17 protein-coding genes are annotated in these 17,029 nt (G+C 66.6%); 7 read left to right on the forward strand and 10 right to left on the reverse strand.

From position 1 onward, the window contains the following. The first annotated feature begins 131 nt into the window (after positions 1-131). The gene (locus ACWDV4_RS06495; RefSeq protein WP_449975387.1) at positions 132-1,529 is read left to right on the forward strand and encodes a type VII secretion protein EccE; all 1,398 of its coding nucleotides are present in this window, start codon (positions 132-134) and stop codon (positions 1,527-1,529) included. A gap of 11 nt (positions 1,530-1,540) precedes the next feature. Here ACWDV4_RS06495 and ACWDV4_RS06500 read toward each other — a convergent pair whose 3' ends face one another. The 3 genes from ACWDV4_RS06500 to ACWDV4_RS06510 form a co-directional block, all read right to left on the reverse strand. Further along, entirely contained in the window at positions 1,541-2,200 is a 660-nt protein-coding gene (locus ACWDV4_RS06500; protein WP_449975388.1) for a winged helix-turn-helix domain-containing protein, read from the reverse strand. Positions 2,201-2,325: 125 nt separating this feature from the next. Beyond that, the gene (locus ACWDV4_RS06505; RefSeq protein WP_449975389.1) at positions 2,326-3,006 is read right to left on the reverse strand and encodes a LuxR C-terminal-related transcriptional regulator; all 681 of its coding nucleotides are present in this window, start codon (positions 3,004-3,006) and stop codon (positions 2,326-2,328) included. A gap of 27 nt (positions 3,007-3,033) precedes the next feature. Continuing rightward, complete coding sequence (locus tag ACWDV4_RS06510) at positions 3,034-4,008, reverse strand: AfsR/SARP family transcriptional regulator (RefSeq protein ID WP_449975390.1); 975 nt, start codon at positions 4,006-4,008, stop codon at positions 3,034-3,036. A gap of 34 nt (positions 4,009-4,042) precedes the next feature. Between ACWDV4_RS06510 and ACWDV4_RS06515 the strand changes: the two genes are divergently transcribed. Together ACWDV4_RS06515 and ACWDV4_RS06520 are read left to right on the forward strand one after the other, a co-directional pair. Then, a complete protein-coding gene (locus tag ACWDV4_RS06515) occupies positions 4,043-4,708 on the forward strand; it encodes a response regulator transcription factor (protein WP_449975391.1) in 666 nt (221 codons plus the stop codon). Continuing rightward, the gene (locus ACWDV4_RS06520) at positions 4,705-5,955 is read left to right on the forward strand and encodes a sensor histidine kinase (RefSeq protein ID WP_449975392.1); all 1,251 of its coding nucleotides are present in this window, start codon (positions 4,705-4,707) and stop codon (positions 5,953-5,955) included. Before ACWDV4_RS06515 ends, ACWDV4_RS06520 begins: the two co-directional genes overlap by 4 nt. Here ACWDV4_RS06520 and ACWDV4_RS06525 read toward each other — a convergent pair. From ACWDV4_RS06525 to eccCa, 6 genes are all read right to left on the reverse strand, one after another. Next, the gene (locus ACWDV4_RS06525) at positions 5,942-6,379 is read right to left on the reverse strand and encodes a hypothetical protein (RefSeq protein ID WP_449975393.1); all 438 of its coding nucleotides are present in this window, start codon (positions 6,377-6,379) and stop codon (positions 5,942-5,944) included. The genes ACWDV4_RS06520 and ACWDV4_RS06525 overlap by 14 nt on opposite strands. A 164-nt stretch (positions 6,380-6,543) precedes the next feature. Continuing rightward, positions 6,544-7,701 (reverse strand): hypothetical protein, encoded by a 1,158-nt coding sequence (locus ACWDV4_RS06530; protein ID WP_449975394.1) that lies wholly within the window; start codon positions 7,699-7,701, stop codon positions 6,544-6,546. Between the two features lie 9 nt (positions 7,702-7,710). Further along, on the reverse strand, positions 7,711-8,130 hold the full coding sequence (locus tag ACWDV4_RS06535; RefSeq protein WP_449975395.1) for a hypothetical protein: 420 nt from the start codon (positions 8,128-8,130) through the stop codon (positions 7,711-7,713). 10 nt (positions 8,131-8,140) lie between these two features. After that, the gene (locus tag ACWDV4_RS06540) at positions 8,141-9,472 is read right to left on the reverse strand and encodes a hypothetical protein (protein WP_449975397.1); all 1,332 of its coding nucleotides are present in this window, start codon (positions 9,470-9,472) and stop codon (positions 8,141-8,143) included. Positions 9,473-9,481: 9 nt separating this feature from the next. Continuing rightward, the gene (locus tag ACWDV4_RS06545) at positions 9,482-9,862 is read right to left on the reverse strand and encodes a hypothetical protein (RefSeq protein ID WP_449975398.1); all 381 of its coding nucleotides are present in this window, start codon (positions 9,860-9,862) and stop codon (positions 9,482-9,484) included. Between the two features lie 81 nt (positions 9,863-9,943). Further along, positions 9,944-13,918, reverse strand: coding sequence for a type VII secretion protein EccCa (gene eccCa / locus ACWDV4_RS06550; RefSeq protein ID WP_449975399.1), 3,975 nt, complete (start codon positions 13,916-13,918; stop codon positions 9,944-9,946). A 152-nt stretch (positions 13,919-14,070) separates the two neighbouring features. Between eccCa and ACWDV4_RS06555 the strand changes: the two genes are divergently transcribed. Further along, on the forward strand, positions 14,071-14,415 hold the full coding sequence (locus ACWDV4_RS06555; RefSeq protein WP_449975400.1) for a hypothetical protein: 345 nt from the start codon (positions 14,071-14,073) through the stop codon (positions 14,413-14,415). Between the two features lie 14 nt (positions 14,416-14,429). Further along, positions 14,430-14,747 (forward strand): hypothetical protein, encoded by a 318-nt coding sequence (locus tag ACWDV4_RS06560; RefSeq protein WP_449975402.1) that lies wholly within the window; start codon positions 14,430-14,432, stop codon positions 14,745-14,747. Between the two features lie 127 nt (positions 14,748-14,874). Here ACWDV4_RS06560 and mycP read toward each other — a convergent pair whose 3' ends face one another. Next, complete coding sequence (mycP, locus tag ACWDV4_RS06565) at positions 14,875-16,173, reverse strand: type VII secretion-associated serine protease mycosin (RefSeq protein WP_449975403.1); 1,299 nt, start codon at positions 16,171-16,173, stop codon at positions 14,875-14,877. 119 nt (positions 16,174-16,292) lie between these two features. Here mycP and ACWDV4_RS06570 point away from each other — a divergent pair, with 119 nt between their 5' ends. Continuing rightward, positions 16,293-16,673, forward strand: a complete 381-nt coding sequence (locus tag ACWDV4_RS06570) for a YbaB/EbfC family nucleoid-associated protein (protein WP_449975404.1) — start codon at positions 16,293-16,295, stop codon at positions 16,671-16,673. Further along, positions 16,670-17,029, forward strand: coding sequence for a hypothetical protein (locus ACWDV4_RS06575; protein WP_449975405.1), 360 nt, complete (start codon positions 16,670-16,672; stop codon positions 17,027-17,029). The genes ACWDV4_RS06570 and ACWDV4_RS06575 overlap by 4 nt, the downstream gene beginning before the upstream one ends.

Raw genomic sequence — 17,029 nt, forward strand, 5'->3', positions numbered from 1 at the left:
CGGGAACTCTTGGGTGCGTCGAGTCCATGGGCACCCCGCGACCATATCGTGGGCGGATTCATCCGCGATACATCGATGACCGCAGCCGCACTGTCATCGGAACCTCATGTCCGTCGCCGCAGGCTCAGACAGTGACCAGTTTCGGGGCGACCCAGATCGGCGAGCAAGCTGGTGCGTCGGCGTCGCCACCCACCGCACAGCCGGTGGCCATCGCCGCCAACCCGACCATCCAGGTGCCGGCCGATGCCACGACGGCATCGCGCGACGCGGCCCGCGAAGCCGCCCTCGCCGCGCTCTCCGCCGCCAGATCCGCAGGTCATCAGCCAGGCTCGCCCGGGACCCTACCGGGCACGGTCGGCCCGGCCGGGAAACCGCAGCGGCTCGACCCACTGGTGCCGAGGCCCGAGCCGGGCTCGCCGCGACCCGGGTCGACCTCGCGGCGAGCCCGTGGCCCACTTGGCGGGGTCGGGGTGCTGCAGCTCATGTGCTGGCAGCTCGTGCTGATCGCCGTTGTCCTGGCCCTGGCGGGGCAGTGGCCCAGGATCGTCGTGACCATCCTGGTGGCCCTCGTGGTCATGGCACTGAGCGCTGTGCGTATTCGTGGCCGCTGGCTGTACGAATGGCTCGTGCTGTCGTCGAGATACCTGCTCCGGGACCGTGCCGGGGACCTACCCGACGCGAGCAGGAGCGGCGACCCCGACGTGGGCAAGACCGGCGAGGCGCTTCTCCGCCGGATCTCGCCGGAGGCAGCGGGAATCACCGGCATCGTCGACGACGGCAGGGACAGCACCGCATTCATGATCAGCCGGGCCGAGGGGATCACCGCCGTACTGCAGCCGGTATCGGCCGTACGTGACCTGGTAAGAGCGATGCCTGCCGCACAGGTGCTGTTGCCCGCCTCGGATGAGCCGGCGCTGGCCGGTGCCGTACAGGTGGTCCACCACGTTGGAGTCGATCGGGCGCGTCCGCCGCGCACCTGGGTTGCCCTGCAGGCACTGCGCACCGTCGAGTTGTATCGGGACACCGACCTCCAACAGGCACTGGGTAACACCGTCCGGCGGGTACAGCGCCGGCTCCGCCGCGACGGCCTGCCGACAAGGACCCTTGCCGAGCACGAGACGTTGGCGACCTTTGCCGCCCTCGCCCATGTCAACGCTGGCCGAGGCAAGGTCCGAGAGCAGTGGCGACTGTGGCAGAGCGGACCGATCAGCCAGGCGGTGTTCCGGCTCAACGGTTGGGCTGAGCTGTCCCCGGCGACCGGCCCGCAACTGTTGCGCTGGCTGCTCAGCGCGGCACCACAGACGGCGGTGACCGTGGCCGTCACCGCGCGTCGTACGTCTGCCGAGGCCGAGCCCATGGTGAGCGCCGCGTTGCGGATCGCGGCAATGAGCCCAGCTGCGGTGGAGAGCGCCGCAAACGAGCTGGCCCAGCTGGCTCGCGAGCGGAATGTCGACCTGGCGCGTCTCGACGGCGAGCACGCCTGGGGACTGGCGGTCACCCTGCCGCTCGGCGTGGTCGACAACGCCTGAAGCCAGAGGCGCTACGGAGTGATCGAATAGCCGCGCCCGCGCACCGTGCGGATGAGCGGCGGGTCGTGAAGCTTGCGGCGCAGCTGGGCAACGACGACGTCCAACACGTTCGAAGCCGGGTCGGCCATCTCGTCCCAGGCATAGGAGATCAGCTCGTGGCGGGACACCACCTGCCCCGGCACCGTCATCAGCCGTTCCAGCACCAGGAACTCCTTGCGGGTCAAGGTGAGCAGCACCCCGGCTCGGGCCACGCGATGCCGACCACCATCCAACTCGACATCCGCGCAGCGCAGCACCGATGGCCGGCCCACCATGCTCCGTCGGCACAGGCTCCGTACCCGGGCCACCAACTCCGTCATGGCGAAGGGCTTGACCAGGTAGTCGTCACCACCGAGACGCAGACCGTCGATCCGGTCGGCCTCGCTGTCCCGCGCGGTCAGGAACAGCACCGGCAGTTGCCAACCCTCCCTGCGTCTGCCGTGTACGTATCGCAGGGCATCGCCGCCAGGCAACATCCGGTCGAAGACCGTGCAGTCGTACGAGTTGACGAACAGCGACTCGTCGGCGAGCGGCAGATCGGCCACGGCATCCACCGCGAATCCGGCACCACGTAGCGCCGTCTCCAGCGCCGTCCGAAGGTTGTCGTCGTCCTCGGTGACCAGAACCCGCATGGACAGCAACGCTAGCGTGGCAGCGAGCGAGCAACACGTCTTCCTGCCCGTAACCAACGGCACGTCAGTCCACTGTTGACTTCAGGCGCCGGGCTGGTTCGTGACCGGCAACGCGCGGTTGGGCATCAACTCGCCTGCTGTAGCAACCAGCCACGGTCTGCTGCCTTCACCCCAGCCTGGAATCGGCTGCGTGCACCGAGCCGGTTCATGATGTCGGCGACCATTCGTCGGACCGTACGAACCGAGATACCGAGCCGCGCTGCAGCCGACTCGTCGGTGCTGCCCGAGCAGAGCAGGGTGAGCAGCGCACGCTCCCGGCTGGTCAGCGTCGAGGCGTCCGCCCCTTCGGGCAGGTCCATCGGAGTGAGCGGGACCGCCGCCGGCCAGATCCGCTCGAAGAGCCCCGTCGTCGCGGTGACCACGCTGGGCAGCCGGAAGGCAGCGACACTGGCGAGGTGTTCGGCACCTGCGCGATTTGCTGGCAGCACCGCGGTCACACCGTCGATCACGATGGCCGCCATCGGGATCTCGGTGTCGGTGCGTACCTCCGCGCCGGCAAGCGCCAGGCCGCTGAGCCTTCTGGACAGTCGCGCCGAGTCCGGGAACAGGACCCGGTACCGTATCCCGCGCCGTAGGTTATCGCGGTCGACCCGACGCAGCGTCCCGATCGGTGCGGTGCCGACGTCGTTACTCATGATCAGTACGTCGCTGACAGCCGACGCAAGCAGCGCGTCGATCCCGGCGTCTCCCGGAACGTGACCGTTCTCCGCGACCAAGCTGAGCCTGCCGGATTGCAACGTGTTCATCACTGGAAAACCTCCGAGGAGAGCGAATCAGGCAACTCGGCTGTGTGCCGGCGATCGCCGGCCGTCAGCAAAACGGTCTTCGCGGAGCCGGACGCGTATCCGGTCGCAGATCGTGTCCAGCACCGTGCGCTCGGCACCAGTGAGCAGCCGACGGTACGGACCCAGCAGCGCGGCGAGATCGACGTCCGGATAGCCGTCAGTGTCTTCGTCCTCGGTCCATGACCGATGTGCCGCGATGCGAGCCGACGAGCGGCGCTGTACGGGCTGCCATGTCTCGCTGCCGCGCAGGACCTTGCCCTGGGCCGCGACGAGGTCGGGCCCCGGCTCGATGCCGAGCTCACCAACGATGACCCGCCTGGCCTGGTCGTACGCGGCCAGCGCGTCGGCTGGCCGACCCGCACGATGTAGCGCACTCACCAGTCGGGCCCAGGTGCCCTCACGCAGCGGGTCCTCCTCGACGAGGTCGCGGAGCAGCGCCGTCGCATCGGTGTGCCGGCCAAGTGCAAGCCAGGCCTCGGCCAGGAGTTCGCGTAGGTCCCGACGCAGATCGTCCAGCCGGGCCGCCTCCGACCGCGCGGCGTCGCAGGTCAGTACGTCGAACGGCCGGCCCCGCCACAACGCCAGCGCGTCGGCGAGTTGCCCGGCTGCCTCGGCGTACGCGCCGTGGGACATTGCCAGCCGGGCCGCCGTGGCGAGCGACGTGACCTGGTCGGTGTCCAACTCGCCGGGCAGCACCCGGAGTCGGTAGCCCCCGGGAAGGCTCTCCAGCCGGTCACCGAGCTCCCCACGCAGCCGCCACACGTAGCTGCGCAGGTTGCGCAGGGCAGACGCGGGCACGGCCTGTTCATGCCAGATCGCATTGATCAGGTGTTCTATGCTCACCAACGCGTTAGCGTTCAGGAGCAACATGGCCAGCAGCGCCGCAGGCTTCCGTGCATGCAGCCTGACCGGCACACCTGGTGCGGTGTGTGCCTCAAGCGGACCGAGAACGTGGAACTGCATACGTCAACTTTCCGGTGCCACATATGAGGTTTCGATGACACGAGTGCTGGTGGTCGAGGACGACGAAAACCTGCGGGTGGCGGTGGTCGCGAAACTGCAGGCCGAGGGCCTGCGGGTGGACTCGGCCCGAGACATCGCGGCAGCGGACCGAGCAGTGTCTGACAGTCGTTACGACTGCGTGGTCTTCGACCGCATGCTTCCCGACGGCGACGCGATCGGCTACGTCTACACACGACGTCAGCAGGGATGGGGTGTGCCGGTGCTGTTCCTCACCGCACGTGACGCCCTCGCCGACCGGGTGGCCGGGTTCGAGCACGGTGGCGACGACTACCTGGTCAAGCCCTTCTCCGTGGCGGAACTGACCGCGCGGGTGGCCAACCTCTGCCGCCGATCAGGCACCGGGCGGCCCTCGGTATTGCGCCACGCCGACCTGGAAGTGGACTGCGCCCGTCGCGAAGTACGCCGGGACGGCATCCTGCTCACCCTCTCCAGCAAGGAGTTCGCGGTATTGGAGTACCTCATCGCCCGGGCCGAACAGGCGGTGGATCGAGCCGAGCTGATCGAGCACTGCTGGGACTCGGGGACTGATCCCATGTCGAACGTGGTCGACGCGGTGGTCAAACGGCTGCGGCGCAAACTGCGCGAGCCAGAACTGATCCACACCGTGCGAGGCCGAGGCTACCGGCTGGGGCACGAGTGACCGGGTCGTCCGCCGACCGGCTACGCCGGCTGCGTTGGGTACTGACCGCGGTGTTCACCGCGACGAACATGCTCGGGCTCGTGGCATTCGCCACGTGGATGATCAAAGACGACACCCGACAGTCCGTCGCGCGCACCGACGCCGCACTGCACCGGGTGACCTCATCAGTGAGCCGGACGATCATCTTCGACGAGACCATCGACTTCAGCCTGGTCAACGTCGACGAACTGAACGAGGCATGCCCGCAGTTCGCGATCATGCCCGGCGGTGCGCCCGCGTTCCAGGCGTACCTGTCCCGGCGCGAGTGCGTACGCGTGGACAATGCGGTGCTCAGCGGCCTGGCCAGCAGCGCCGTACGGTCCGGCACGGTTGCCACCGGCTACCAGCGGGGCACCGGCGGCGAGCTCGTCCGGGTACGGGTGGAACCGCTGCTCAACCGGGATCGTAGGCCCATCGGGGCGATCGTCGCCGTCGCCGACATGCGCCCGGAACAACAGCAGCACAACGCTCTAGTGTTGCTGGTGATCGGCGGCTGCGTGGTGCTGATCGGTGGACTCGGACTGGTGGGGCACCTACTGTCGGGCCGAGCAATCCGACCTGCCGCCGCGGCCCTGCAACAGCAGGAGGTGCTGCTCGCCGAGACCGCGCACGATCTGCGTACGCCGGTGGCGGCGCTGCGCGCGCTGGCCGAGACCGCGCTGGACGATCCGACCCAGCGGGGCGACCTGTTGCCGCGTACGGTGCGGCTGGCCGTCCGCATGGGCGGGATCATCGACGGCCTGCTCGTGCGCGCCCGGCTCGCGGCCGGGGTCGAGCAGTTGGCCATCCAACCCGTGTGGCTCGACCAGATGGTGGTAGGCGTGGTCGAGGAGACCCCGACCGACGGTGCGAAGATCACCGTCACCGCCGCGCCGACCAAGGTGAACGCCGACCCGACCCTGCTCCAGCGGGCCATCGGAAACCTGCTGGAGAACGCCGTACGCTACGGGCGTCAGCCGGATGCCGAGGCGATCGTGCACATCACGGTCGCCGGCGGCACGGTCACGGTGGCCGACCACGGGCCGGGCATCGACACCGCGCTCGCGGACGAGGCGTTCGACCGGTTCTCCAGCACCGGCGGGTCGTCCGGGCTGGGACTGTCGATCGTGCGCTGGGTGGCCCAGGCCCACGGTGGCACGCTGTCGGTCTACAACGCCGACGAGGGCGGCGCGATCTTCGAGTTGACCCTTCCGGTCAGCGCACCGTGAACTGCTGCCACGGCGGCAGGTCGACCCAGTCGCCGTCGAGCTGATAGGCCAGGTAGTAGGTATAGACACCGGGCGCGGCGAGTTCGCGTTGGAGCACGACCTCCTGCGACAGCGTGCTGAGTGCGATGTTCTCCTGCTCGGGGAAGTCGTGAAAGGTACCTGCCTCGTCGCGTACCTTGACGGTCAGCTTGGGCAGGGTGACCACCCGGTCCGCGCTGATGACGGCGCGTACCGTGACCGTGCTGCCCACGGCGGGCGCCGCAGGCTCGACCGTGAGCCGGCCCGCGATGGTCACGTTGCCTGTCGGCGGACTGACCGGGATGAGATCCGGCTCGCTCATCTGGTTGAACACGACGACGGCCAGCGTGATCGCCACCGCCGCTGCGGCCAGATATGTCCACGGCGGACGAACACGCGTCGGCATGGGCCATACGTTACGGGCAACCGGCTTGAGAAGGGCAGTACGGCCTGTTCCGGCCATCGCCCTGTCCAGAGGTCGCCAACGATTGTGGCGGATATCGTGGTGGCGATTGGGGCGGCGGCTTGGGGAAAGCACGGTCCCACTGCCGCCGGCCACGACGCGGGAGTTCAATCGTCGAGCAGTTGCACGGAGCCGTACCCGGTTTCCCGAGGACGCTGGCCGCGCACCTGGCTGAAGGCGGTGGGGTCATCTTTGCCTGCCCGGCCCTGCAACGTCACCGGTACGCCATGGGGGCCTGGTGCGGGCCGGTACCCGCTGCCGGAGCGCCCGCTGGACTGCTCGCCTGACCCCGGTCGTAGGGTGCCGGTGGTGGCGGGCTGTTGACCGGCCATCGACGGCATCGTCGGCGGTATCGCACCGACGGCCGGTTTCGCCACGTCAGGGGTGACCACACCCGGCCGCACCTCGGACGCCAGCGTCGGCGCGCGTCTGCCGGCAACCGGCTTCGCCAGCGGTGTCACTCCCGCCCCGCCGACCACGCCCGCCCAACCCGACCCGCCCACTACCGGAGGGCTGCCCACCGACAGACCCCCACCGAACGATGCGGCGGACGCCGGATCGAAGGTCGTGGGGCTGGGAACCAAACCGGCCAGCGAGGGCCCATCCGAGCCATCCAAGCCATCCACACCGGACAAATCAGGTACGCCTGCTGACCCGCTGCTGATCGACGAGGCGAGGTTCTGCAACTCCGATATCACGGTGACACCGGCGGTGGCCGCCTCGATGAAATCGGCCGGCGAGTTGCCCTCCGCCGGGATTTCTCCCAGCAGGTCGGCGGGCGACTGGATACCGGCACCCGCGGCCACCTTGAGCATCGCCATGTCGAACTGCGACCCCAGCGCGGTCATCCTCGCCCCCGACAACTGCTGAAGTCCGGGTGCCACCAACAACGCGGTCACCGGGTTTGAGAGGGCGCTCTGGTAGGCCGCGTGAAGAGCAGTTACCTCTTGGACTACCGGCGGAATTGCGTTCGCCAGCGTGATGAGTGTCTCGGGCACCTGGGCCGCATCGAGCCGATCGGCCCACATCTTCAGCTCGGCGAGGATTCGTTGCGCCTTTTCCTCGTGTTCCCGGCCAGCGTCGTCGGTCCAGTAGGGAGTCAGCTCGCCCACACGCGTGTGCAACTCTGTCCGGGCGGTCTCGATCCATTCGCGTACCTCGGTCCACATCCTCGCCGCGTCGATGAGGACCGGGACGTTGTTGCCTTCGGCTTTGATCAACTCCCAGTGGACTTCGATGGGCAGCAAGTTGTAAGGAATGGCCATGGTGGCACCTCAGACAGTTAGCTGCGGGTCGTCGCCCGCAGACTCATCGGCGGGTTTGTCGGTGTCGGGCTCCCCGGAGGACTGGGAGGCGCTCAGCTGCTTGGCAAGATCGACTCCTTGCTTCAGGACCCTGACACCGGCGGCGGCGAGTTCAAGGGCGCTGGCGACATCAGCAGCGGTGTAGATCCCAGCGGCGGCCCTGACGTCACCCGAGTCGGTAACCAGGTCCTCGGTGATCTTCCCCAGGACGGTGGCCAACTCGGCGGTGGCCACCTTGTCCAACACGGACATGGCGATGCCCTCGAATATCCCGAGCAGGTTCGGCGGTGTGCCCAGGCGTGCCAGCGACGGTGGCATCGGTGGAGCGTAGAACCTACCGGAGTATGCGTTCATCGCCTCGGTGTCGCCATTGATGTATGAGGCGGTCATGTGGCTCTCCTCAAGGTCGGTTCGTTCTCGGTTTACGGGCTTGCTGGTTTACCTGCCACAGCTCCTCGTCGAGAAGTTGGCCGTTGTCTTGCTCGGTGCTCCGCTGTTGCTGCGGTGCCAACGACGGCGGTGGTGCCAGGCTGTCCTTGGTCGGGCCTACCCGCCGGGCCCGGCCAACCAGGGAAACCCCCGGGGTGTCGCTGGTCTTTCGCTTCCGCGGACTGCCCGGTGCCACTGGCGCGGTGGCTGCCGGCCTGACCCCGCTGCCCGGGTTCGATCCTTGGGTCTGCGGTGGATACATCGACGGCATCCCCCCGTATCCGCCGGTCCCGGCCGTCAGACCCGTTGCGGACGACAGTGCGCCGGATGGCAGCACTGCGTTGGTCGAGCCGCCGAGCGGCACCGGGTTCGCCACTGGCGAGACAGCTGTCATGCCAGCGGCCCCACCGCCGCCGATATCGACACCGCCGCCGGCCAGGCTCGGGGAGCCCATCCGTTCCAGGTAGTCCGCGTATTCGTCGGGTGACATCGAGCCCAGGTCCGACGGGTCGAACTCGCCCACCGGCAGGGTCACCGGGTTGGACATGCCCCCGGCGGCGCCGAGCGACTGCATCGCCTGGCTCAGCGCGTTCAGCGCCTCCGGCACCCCTTCGAGCAATTCCTTAGGATCCGTTGGGTTGGCAGGGGTATCAGTGGGCGATGGTTTCAGTGTCGTGTCCAGATTGGGCACTGATCCAGGGCCGAGGGAGCCTAACCCACCGCCCAAGCCCGCAGAGCCCGAACCTCCCATGCCCCCTGGACCACCCGGGCCGATCCCCGCCAAGTCCGCACGCGGTCCGACCCACTTCAGTGCCTCGGACACACTTAGCACAGCGTCCTTGGTCTCCAAGTATTTGTTAGCCAACTTGTCAAGCGCCATCCCGGCGTCGAGCTCCATTTGACGTAACTCGCTTATTGAAACTTGTCGCCCTAATGTTTGAGCTTGAAATATCCTATCTGCGTAGTCAATGTAGAGATTCCCGGCCGTCGTGTGGGCTTTTTCGATTTCGCCGGGGAGGCTTTCGAACTTCGCAACCAGATTGGCGCCGTTGATCTCATCGATCATTTTGCGGATCTGGCCTATATCGCTGTCAATGCGCCGTTTAAATTCATCGAAAGCCAGATCCCACCAGCATCTTTTCAGAAACTTGATCACATCTTCGAGGCCCTTGGCCGCATTTTCCAAGTGGCTGATCATGTCGGCCCACGTTTCAGCCTCGAGTATGCTCTTTTCGACGTGTTGCTCAAATTCATGTTTGGAAAAATCAGAAAGTTCAGACAGGCTGTATTGAAAGGCGTACATGTTGCGGCCTCAAGCCTTGTCTTCTGGAATGGGATCCAGGAAGACCTGAGCCTTGTCGGGCAGGTTTTGTTCTTGGTGAGTTATAATTCTCTCAAACTCGATCTCGCTCATGTTATTGCCATCGATGTAGCAGGCTGCGCAAGAAAGGATCATCGACTTGTATGCCGCGAAGCCTTGCATGATATGGGTGATCGTGGTCTCGATCGATTCGATGGCTTTCTTGTTGGCTTCGGTCAACTTGTCGCACTCCTCCGTCATCCCGCCTACGCAGGCTGACTTGGGCCGGTTAGTGGACGTCCTGAAAATGAACTCCGGCGAGGAGAAGGTCGTACCGTACCGATGCATATCCTCTGGTATGGCTCCCGCAAAATCGGCCATCTTGCTCCCCAATACTGTGAGTCTGTTTTTTCAAAGCCAAGCAGGTTCGTCGCGTACGGTGCCGGTCGCGACAGCAACCGGCCACCGGGGGGTTTACTCGCGAGGCGGGAGCCAGGCGATCTGGACCAGGCCCTTCTGGCCGCGCCGGTCCACCAACCAACCGCGCCCGGGTGGCAGCACCTGGGCGCGCATACCGCCGAGCAGCGGGCCCTCGTCTCGGTCACCGGACATCATCAGGCCGGGCGTGCCGACCTCCCGTACCCGGTTGAGGAACGGCTCGAAGAGCCCCCGGCCGGCACCGCCGGTGCGCCGGGCCAACACCAGGTGCAGGCCGATGTCACCGCCCTGCGCGACCAGGTGCAGCAATGACATCAGCGGGTGCGCCTTGTGTGTGGCCACCATGTCGTAGTCGTCCACCAGCACGAAGATCTCCGGCCCGCGCCACCAACTCCTCGCCCGCAACTGCTCGGGCGTCACGTCCGGGCCAGGCAGCCGCTTGGCCAGCGCCTCGGCCGTCTCCGCGAGCATGCCGCCGCTGTGCTCGTCGTTGGTGCCGTAGCCGAGCAGGTATTCGTCGTCGACTTCCCCGAGCAGGCTTCTGCGGTGGTCGACCAGGATGATCCGGGCTTCGCTGGGCTGGTACGCATCCTGGATCCGTCTGGCCAGCAGTCGCAGGAACGACGTCTTGCCGCACTGGGTGTCGGCCAGCAGGAAGAAGTGCGGGTCGGCAGCGAAATTAAGCCGCATCGGGGACAGGTCCCGCTCATGGATGCCGACGGCGAGCCCAGGCTCGGCCCCGGTGGGCTCGTCGGCGGCGGGCAGCTTGTCGAACGGGAGCACCCCCGGCAGCAGCCGAATCGACGGCGCGGGCTCGCTCGGCCAAGCGGTCCGGACCGCCTCGACCAGTGAGCCGATGCCAGCGGCCAGATTCTCGGTTTCTGTGACCCCGTCGATCCGGGGCAACGCCACCAGCATCTGATGCCCGCTCATCGAGATGCCCCGGCCAGGGGAGTCGGGAGGCACACTCATCGCGGCCCGCCGGTCGACGATGGAGTCGATCGGATCGCCGATCTTCAGCTCCAGTCTGCTGGCAAAAAGGTCTCTGACGTTCATCCGTAGGTCGAAGGAGCGGGCGCAACCGGCTACCACGTGCATGCCGTAGGACAGTCCGCGGGCGGCGATGTCACCGACCATCTCCTCCAACTCGACGAAGTCGTTGCGCAGGGTCAGCCATCCGTCGATCACCAGGAATACGTCGCCGTGTGGCTGGTCGGCGAACCGGCCCTCGGCGCGTCGCTTGCGGTAGGTGGCTATACCGTCGATCTGATGCTCGGCGAATAGTCGCTCCCGTTGTGCCAGCAGCGTGGCCACCTCAGCGACGGTGCGCCGTACGGCTCCGGTGTCCAACCGGCCAGAGACGCCGGCGACGTGGGGCAGACCGGAGATCGAGGCGAGTGTGCCGCCGCCGAAGTCCAGGCAGTAGAACTGCACCTCCCGCGGCGTGTGGGTGAGCGCGAGGCTGGCGATCAGCGTGCGCAGTGTCGTGCTCTTGCCGGTCTGTGGGGCTCCGATCACCAGCACGTGCCCGGCCGCGCCGGACAGGTCCAGCGCCAGCGGGTCGCGCCGCTGCTCGAACGGCCGGTCCACGATGCCGAGCACCGGTCGCAGCGAACCGGCCAGGGCGGGTGCGTCGACGGTCAAGCCACGCTGGGGGTGGGTGGTCAGGGCGGGCAGCAGCCGGTCCAGGGTCGGCGAGTCGGACAGCGGTGGCAACCACACCTGGTGTGCCGGCGTGCCCCGGTTTTGCAGTCGGTCGACCAGGACGTCCAACAGGGTCTCGCCGGTGGCGGTGTCTTCGTCGGGCTCGGGCGTACTCTTGTCGTCCTCGTCGATGTCGAGGTCAGGGGCGAGGTAGGCGGTCGTGTACTCCTGTAGCACCAACTGTTCGCCGGCGGAGGTAACCACCCCGCCGCGTGCGGCGCGCTGGTATACCCCGGACACATAGGCCGCGCGAAACCGGCTCATCAGATCGGTGCCGACCTTGAGGAACCCGTGGCCCGGAGCCCTTGGCAACTGGAAGGCGTCGGTCATGCCGAGCACTGCCCGGCTCTCCATCTCGGAGAAGGTACGTAGGCCGATCCGGTAGGAAAGGTGTGTTTCCAGGCCACGCAACCTGCCCTCGTCGAGCCGCTGCGAGGCGAGCAGCAGGTGCACGCCGAGCGACCGACCAACCCGTCCTATCTGGACGAACATGTCGATGAAGTCGGGCTTGGCGGAGAGCAGCTCGGAGAATTCGTCGCAGATCACCAGCAGCGTCGGCACCTCGGGCAGTGGGGCACCCGCAATGCGCGCCCTCTCGTAGTCACGCAGGGACGAGAAGTTTCCGGCCGCCCGCAGCAGCTCCTGGCGGCGGATCAGCTCCCCGTTGATCGCGTCGGTCATCCGGTCGACCAGGTGCAGCTCGTCGGCCAGGTTGGTGATCACCGCGCTGGTATGCGGCAACGCGTCCAGCCGGGTGAACGTGGCCCCGCCCTTGAAGTCGACCAGTGCGAAGTTCAGCGAGTTCGGTGGGTGGGTGACGGCCAGCGCCAGCACCAGGGTACGCAACAGCTCCGACTTGCCCGAGCCGGTCGCCCCGATCAGCAGACCATGCGGGCCCATGCCGTCCTGGGCCGATTCCTTGAGATCGATCTCGATCGGGTTGCCGTCAGCCTGGATACCGAACTTGACCCGCAGCCGGTCGCGGTTCGGCCGCGGCACCCACGTCTCGGCCGGGTCGAAATCGTACGGGTCGCCCAGCTCCAGCAGCTCGGCAAGGCCCAGCTCGGTGGTCATCGGCGCATCGCCATGAAGACCGGCGGTCAGCCGCAGCGGTGCCAGCTGGCGGGCAAGCCCTTCGGCAGCGACCGGACCGAGGGTGTCTGCCTGACCGAGGCGGGCGTTGCCGTCGATCGTCTCGCTGGCCAGGCTGCCATCGGGGCCCAGATTCAGTACCACCGTGGTCCGGTCCAGTGTCCTCGGCGGCATCGTGGTCAGGTCCACGAGCGTCACCCCTTCGACACCACCGCCAGTCATCAGGTGGTCGGAACCAGCGACTGAACCGCCGTCGAACACCACCACCAGGTGCGGCCCGGCGAGTCGGGTAGCCATCTCCGGGTCGAAACGTGGCCGCTTGACCAGCTCTTCCTCGAGCATCGACTCCAGCGCTGGAATTGTCGGTGCCACCAGGCGCAGCGGGCCAAGCGCGTCGGTCCGTTCCGGGTGCAACGCGTGCGGCAACCATTTCACCCACTCCCAATCAGCACGGCGCTCGTTGTCGACACACACGGCGATCCGCAGGTCGTCCGGTGCCTGCAGAGTGGCCAGCTGTGCCAGCATTGCGCGCAGCATGCCGAGTGCGGTGTCCCGATGGCCACGTAGGTAGATTCGGCTGAACCCGTTTACCGCGACCGCGATGGGTAAACCGTCGATGGTGGTGTAGGTAGTGATAAACCGGCGTAGCGCGAGTGCAGACAGCGGTTCGAGCTCCTCCAGCGGCTTGGTGTCGGGGGCGACCAGCGTGGTGGCCGGGCTCTGCGCACCACGGCCGATCCGGGCGACACCGAAGTCCGGGGCGTCCTTGCGCCGTTCCCACAGCCGGTAGCTTGCCGCCAGCGACCACAGCGCCGCCGGGTCCGGGTGCAGGTACTCCATTGCGTCGCGCTGCCTGCGTACCGAGCGCCGCAGCCGCAGCCGGTGCTGGGCCAACTGGCGGAGGTACTGGCGTCGCGCTTGGCCCATCTCTCGCCTGCTCGGGCCGCCGCCCTGGAGGAGGCTCATGACGACCATGCCAAGCATGCTGACGCCCATTAGCCCGTAGATGACAAAGCGGATGGACCCGCCCATCGAGCCAGAGAACATCAGCATCATCGACGCCGTCATGGCCACCATCGGCAGCACGGTGAGTAGCTGAGTCCACTGGCGGGCAGGTGGCGGCGGGATCTCCGGCGGAGCCTGGAGGATCAGCTCGCCGGCTGGCATTTCCGGAGCCGGCCGGCGGCTCGGTCTCTTCACCACGACTGTTGCCACATCAGGGATCGTCCGCGAGCAGGGGCGGTGGTAGGGGTCGATGGCAGGAAAGTGCCGCGAGCCACTGGCGGCGGTTCTTTACGGCCTAGCCTGGACCGACCATCAGGAAGCTCGGTCCCACCGAGCAGAGGCCGATTTGGAGGAATGATCCGGTGGATAAAATGTACGCCGATCTCGCCGCCGTGATGCATACGGCGAATAAATTTTCCGGAACCAGCAGTGATGTGGAATCCATCTCCCAAGGCCTGGCAAATTCGGTCCGAAACAGTATGGCTGGGAGTTCCGGCGGATGGCTCGACCAGTTCATGTGTGGCGAGGAGCAACGGTTCAGCAGCGCTAAAGGCCAGGTAGTATCGCCCTTACAGGAGCTTGCAGACGGATTGCACCTGCTCCGCTCCGAATACGAGGAGGGCGACGTTCAGGCGGCGCGAAAGTCAGATAACCTGGCCTACCTTAGTAAGGTCGACTACAAAATCGCAGATCAGATCATCGTCTGACTTGGAGAGAAACGATGACAGGTTCGTATTCTGAAAAACCACTCATCGCCTACAGTGGCGTTAATCAGACCGAGGGGAAAGGTCGGGTAAAGTCTGCGGAGCACCAGCGTCAGCTCACCGACGAGCAGATCCGTCACGTGGATTACACTTACGAGAACGATTTCCAGGACGAGGCCGGCCAGGCCACCCAGCAGGAAGCGCGCCGTTTCCAAAAAGGAGCCAATGAGGTCCATGACTTAACGGCGGCGTCGGGGCATGGCCTCCTCAACGCCGACGATATCCTGATGGGCGTTGTGAGCCGAGCCGCTAAGAACATAATCGGTCGTTTTTGACCGGCGGGGAGACGAGGCGGATGCCCCGGAGGGTCGTCAGGCTTCCGGGGCATCCGCCTGTGTGATGCCTCCAGCCAATGGTCAGTTCGTCCTTATCATCCGTGAACAATCTCCGATGTCGGATGGCTCACCGCTTACGCTCTGGTTCGGAGATGAGGAACATCTGCTCCGGCGGCTCGATGACGGCCGGCTGGGCTGCCACGGTAGTCGCCCAGCCGACTTGCCACCGGCGCCGCCGCCCGCGTGGCAGGATCGCCGCCACCAGTCCGGCCAGCACGATTCCCCCGGCCACGGCGGTGGCCAGCCACTTCGCCGTGACCGCCGTGTCGTGCTCCCACGTGGCTCGGTCGAGATGCGCTTGGTCTGGCGGCTGCGGGACGTGCGCGGGTAACGCCGCCGGCTTGTCCAGGTCGAGCCCGTCGGTCACGGCCCGATAGGGGTTGACCAGACCGGCACCGTAGGCGTTGCTGTCTCGACCACCGCGAGCTGGGCTGGCCGTGGCCACCAGCCGCTGGGCAACCTCGGCGGCGGTGAGCTTGGGCCAGGCGGCGCGGACCAGCGCTGCAGTTCCGGCCACGAACGGCGTGGCGAAGCTGGTGCCGTCGACATAGGTGTGGCCGCCTACCCTGGTTGGGGCCAGCACCTTAGCACCAGGCGCGACAAGATCCACATGTGGGCCGATCTGCGAGCCGGACAGCCGGGCCCCGTCGATGTCCACCGCGCCCACACCGAGTACGCCGTCGTAGGCGGCGGGGTAGGCCGGTAGTTCGATGGTTGTGTCCCGTTGCGAGTTGCCTGCTGCGGCCACGACCAGGGAGTCCTTGGCCACCGCGTATGCCACTGCGGCCCGGATGGTGGGGAAGTCGTTGTGCCCGGCCAGCGACAGGTTGATCACCTTTGCCCCTCGGTCGGCGGCGTAGCGGATGCCGTTGGCTACCACCTGCGGGTCGATCAGCAGCGATTCGCCCTGCCCGCCGATATCCCTGTCACTGATTCGCACCGGGAGGATCTCGGCGTCCGGGGCTATGCCGTGGAAGCCAATGCCAGGCACCGGGTCAGCGGCGATGATGCCGGCCGTCCCGGTGCCGTGAGATACACAGTCGAATGCTCCCGGTAGGGCCCCTGTCAGGTAGAAGTCGCGGCCCCGATGCACCTTTCCGGACCCGCGTAGCTGCGGATGGTCGGCGTCGACGCCAGAGTCGACGACCGCGACGAGTACGCCAGCGCCCCGGCTGTACGGCCAAGCCCGTTGCGGGTCGAGGACCTGCTGGGCCCAGGGCTGCGCCCGTACCGGGTCGCGTGCCGGCTCTGGATTGTGGCAGGCACCAGCGGGCGGCACCGCGCTCGCCGTAGTCGCGCCGCCAATGACATGAAGCGCGGTCGCAGCCAGAGCGGTGGCGGCCGCGGGCACAAGACGTGTTCTCACCCTTGGATCGTCGCGGTGTCGTGCCCTGCAGCGTCCCTTCGTGGCCGCAACAGGTCAGCTGCTCCTACCGTGTCGTGCTCGGCGTGACACTGGCCGGAAGCGATCTCGGGAGGCAAACCGTGGAAACGTCCCTTCACCTGGAGATGTACGAAGAGTACAAGCAGATGGCCGAGGACGTCCGGTCGATACAGAAGCGGATGACCGAGATCCGGGCGACCGCCGATTCCGGCGACGGGCTGATCAGTGCGACGGTTGGTGGTGCGGGAGAGCTGATCGAGTTGTGGCTGGACCCGCGTATCTACCGCGCTCCCGATTCGACCGCGTTGGCGCAGGCTATCACCGACACCATTCGCCAGGCCGTCGCAATCTCGAAGGAGGAGGGTGTCGTCATCGTGGCGAAGTTCCTGCCCGACGGTGCCACGGCCGAAACGGCCGATCTGCGGTTCGACCCGGTTCTGAATGAGCTCGACCGTCAGGTCGCGGGTGGGGAGCGGCAGTGAACAAGGCGAGTGCGAATAACTCGACTGTGAATAGGTCGATTGATGTTAACGGCGACGGGGTTGCCGACATGTACCCTGCCGGGACCAGGGCTTATTTGAATAAAGTGGACAATGCCGGTGCGGAGTTCGAAGCCGCCCGGCGCGCCGCTTATGCGGTTATCGATAATACGACGATCGGCAGGGGGCCGATGGGCGAAAAGTTCATGGAGAACTACGAGCCCCCTGCCGAGGAGATGCGCATGTTCCTGGTTCAGGTTGCCGACGCCTACCAGCAGGTGGCGACTGGTGGCCATGAGGCGGTGCAGATGTACGAAAGCGCGGACGCCGAAGCCGCTCAAGGCTTCCCGGGTAACTAA

Source organism: Micromonospora sp. NPDC003197, from assembly GCF_053590565.1.

What these genes read in the sequence shown, in the direction of transcription:
- ACWDV4_RS06500 (WP_449975388.1), bottom strand. Translation starts at nt 2,200, where the DNA reads ATGCGGGTTCTGGTCACCGAGGACGACGACAACCTTCGGACGGCGCTG.
- ACWDV4_RS06510 (WP_449975390.1), bottom strand. Translation starts at nt 4,008, where the DNA reads ATGCAGTTCCACGTTCTCGGTCCGCTTGAGGCACACACCGCACCAGGT.
- ACWDV4_RS06505 (WP_449975389.1), bottom strand. Translation starts at nt 3,006, where the DNA reads ATGAACACGTTGCAATCCGGCAGGCTCAGCTTGGTCGCGGAGAACGGT.
- ACWDV4_RS06530 (WP_449975394.1), bottom strand. Translation starts at nt 7,701, where the DNA reads ATGGCCATTCCTTACAACTTGCTGCCCATCGAAGTCCACTGGGAGTTG.
- ACWDV4_RS06535 (WP_449975395.1), bottom strand. Translation starts at nt 8,130, where the DNA reads ATGACCGCCTCATACATCAATGGCGACACCGAGGCGATGAACGCATAC.
- ACWDV4_RS06515 (WP_449975391.1), top strand. Translation starts at nt 4,043, where the DNA reads ATGACACGAGTGCTGGTGGTCGAGGACGACGAAAACCTGCGGGTGGCG.
- ACWDV4_RS06540 (WP_449975397.1), bottom strand. Translation starts at nt 9,472, where the DNA reads ATGTACGCCTTTCAATACAGCCTGTCTGAACTTTCTGATTTTTCCAAA.
- ACWDV4_RS06525 (WP_449975393.1), bottom strand. Translation starts at nt 6,379, where the DNA reads ATGCCGACGCGTGTTCGTCCGCCGTGGACATATCTGGCCGCAGCGGCG.
- ACWDV4_RS06560 (WP_449975402.1), top strand. Translation starts at nt 14,430, where the DNA reads ATGACAGGTTCGTATTCTGAAAAACCACTCATCGCCTACAGTGGCGTT.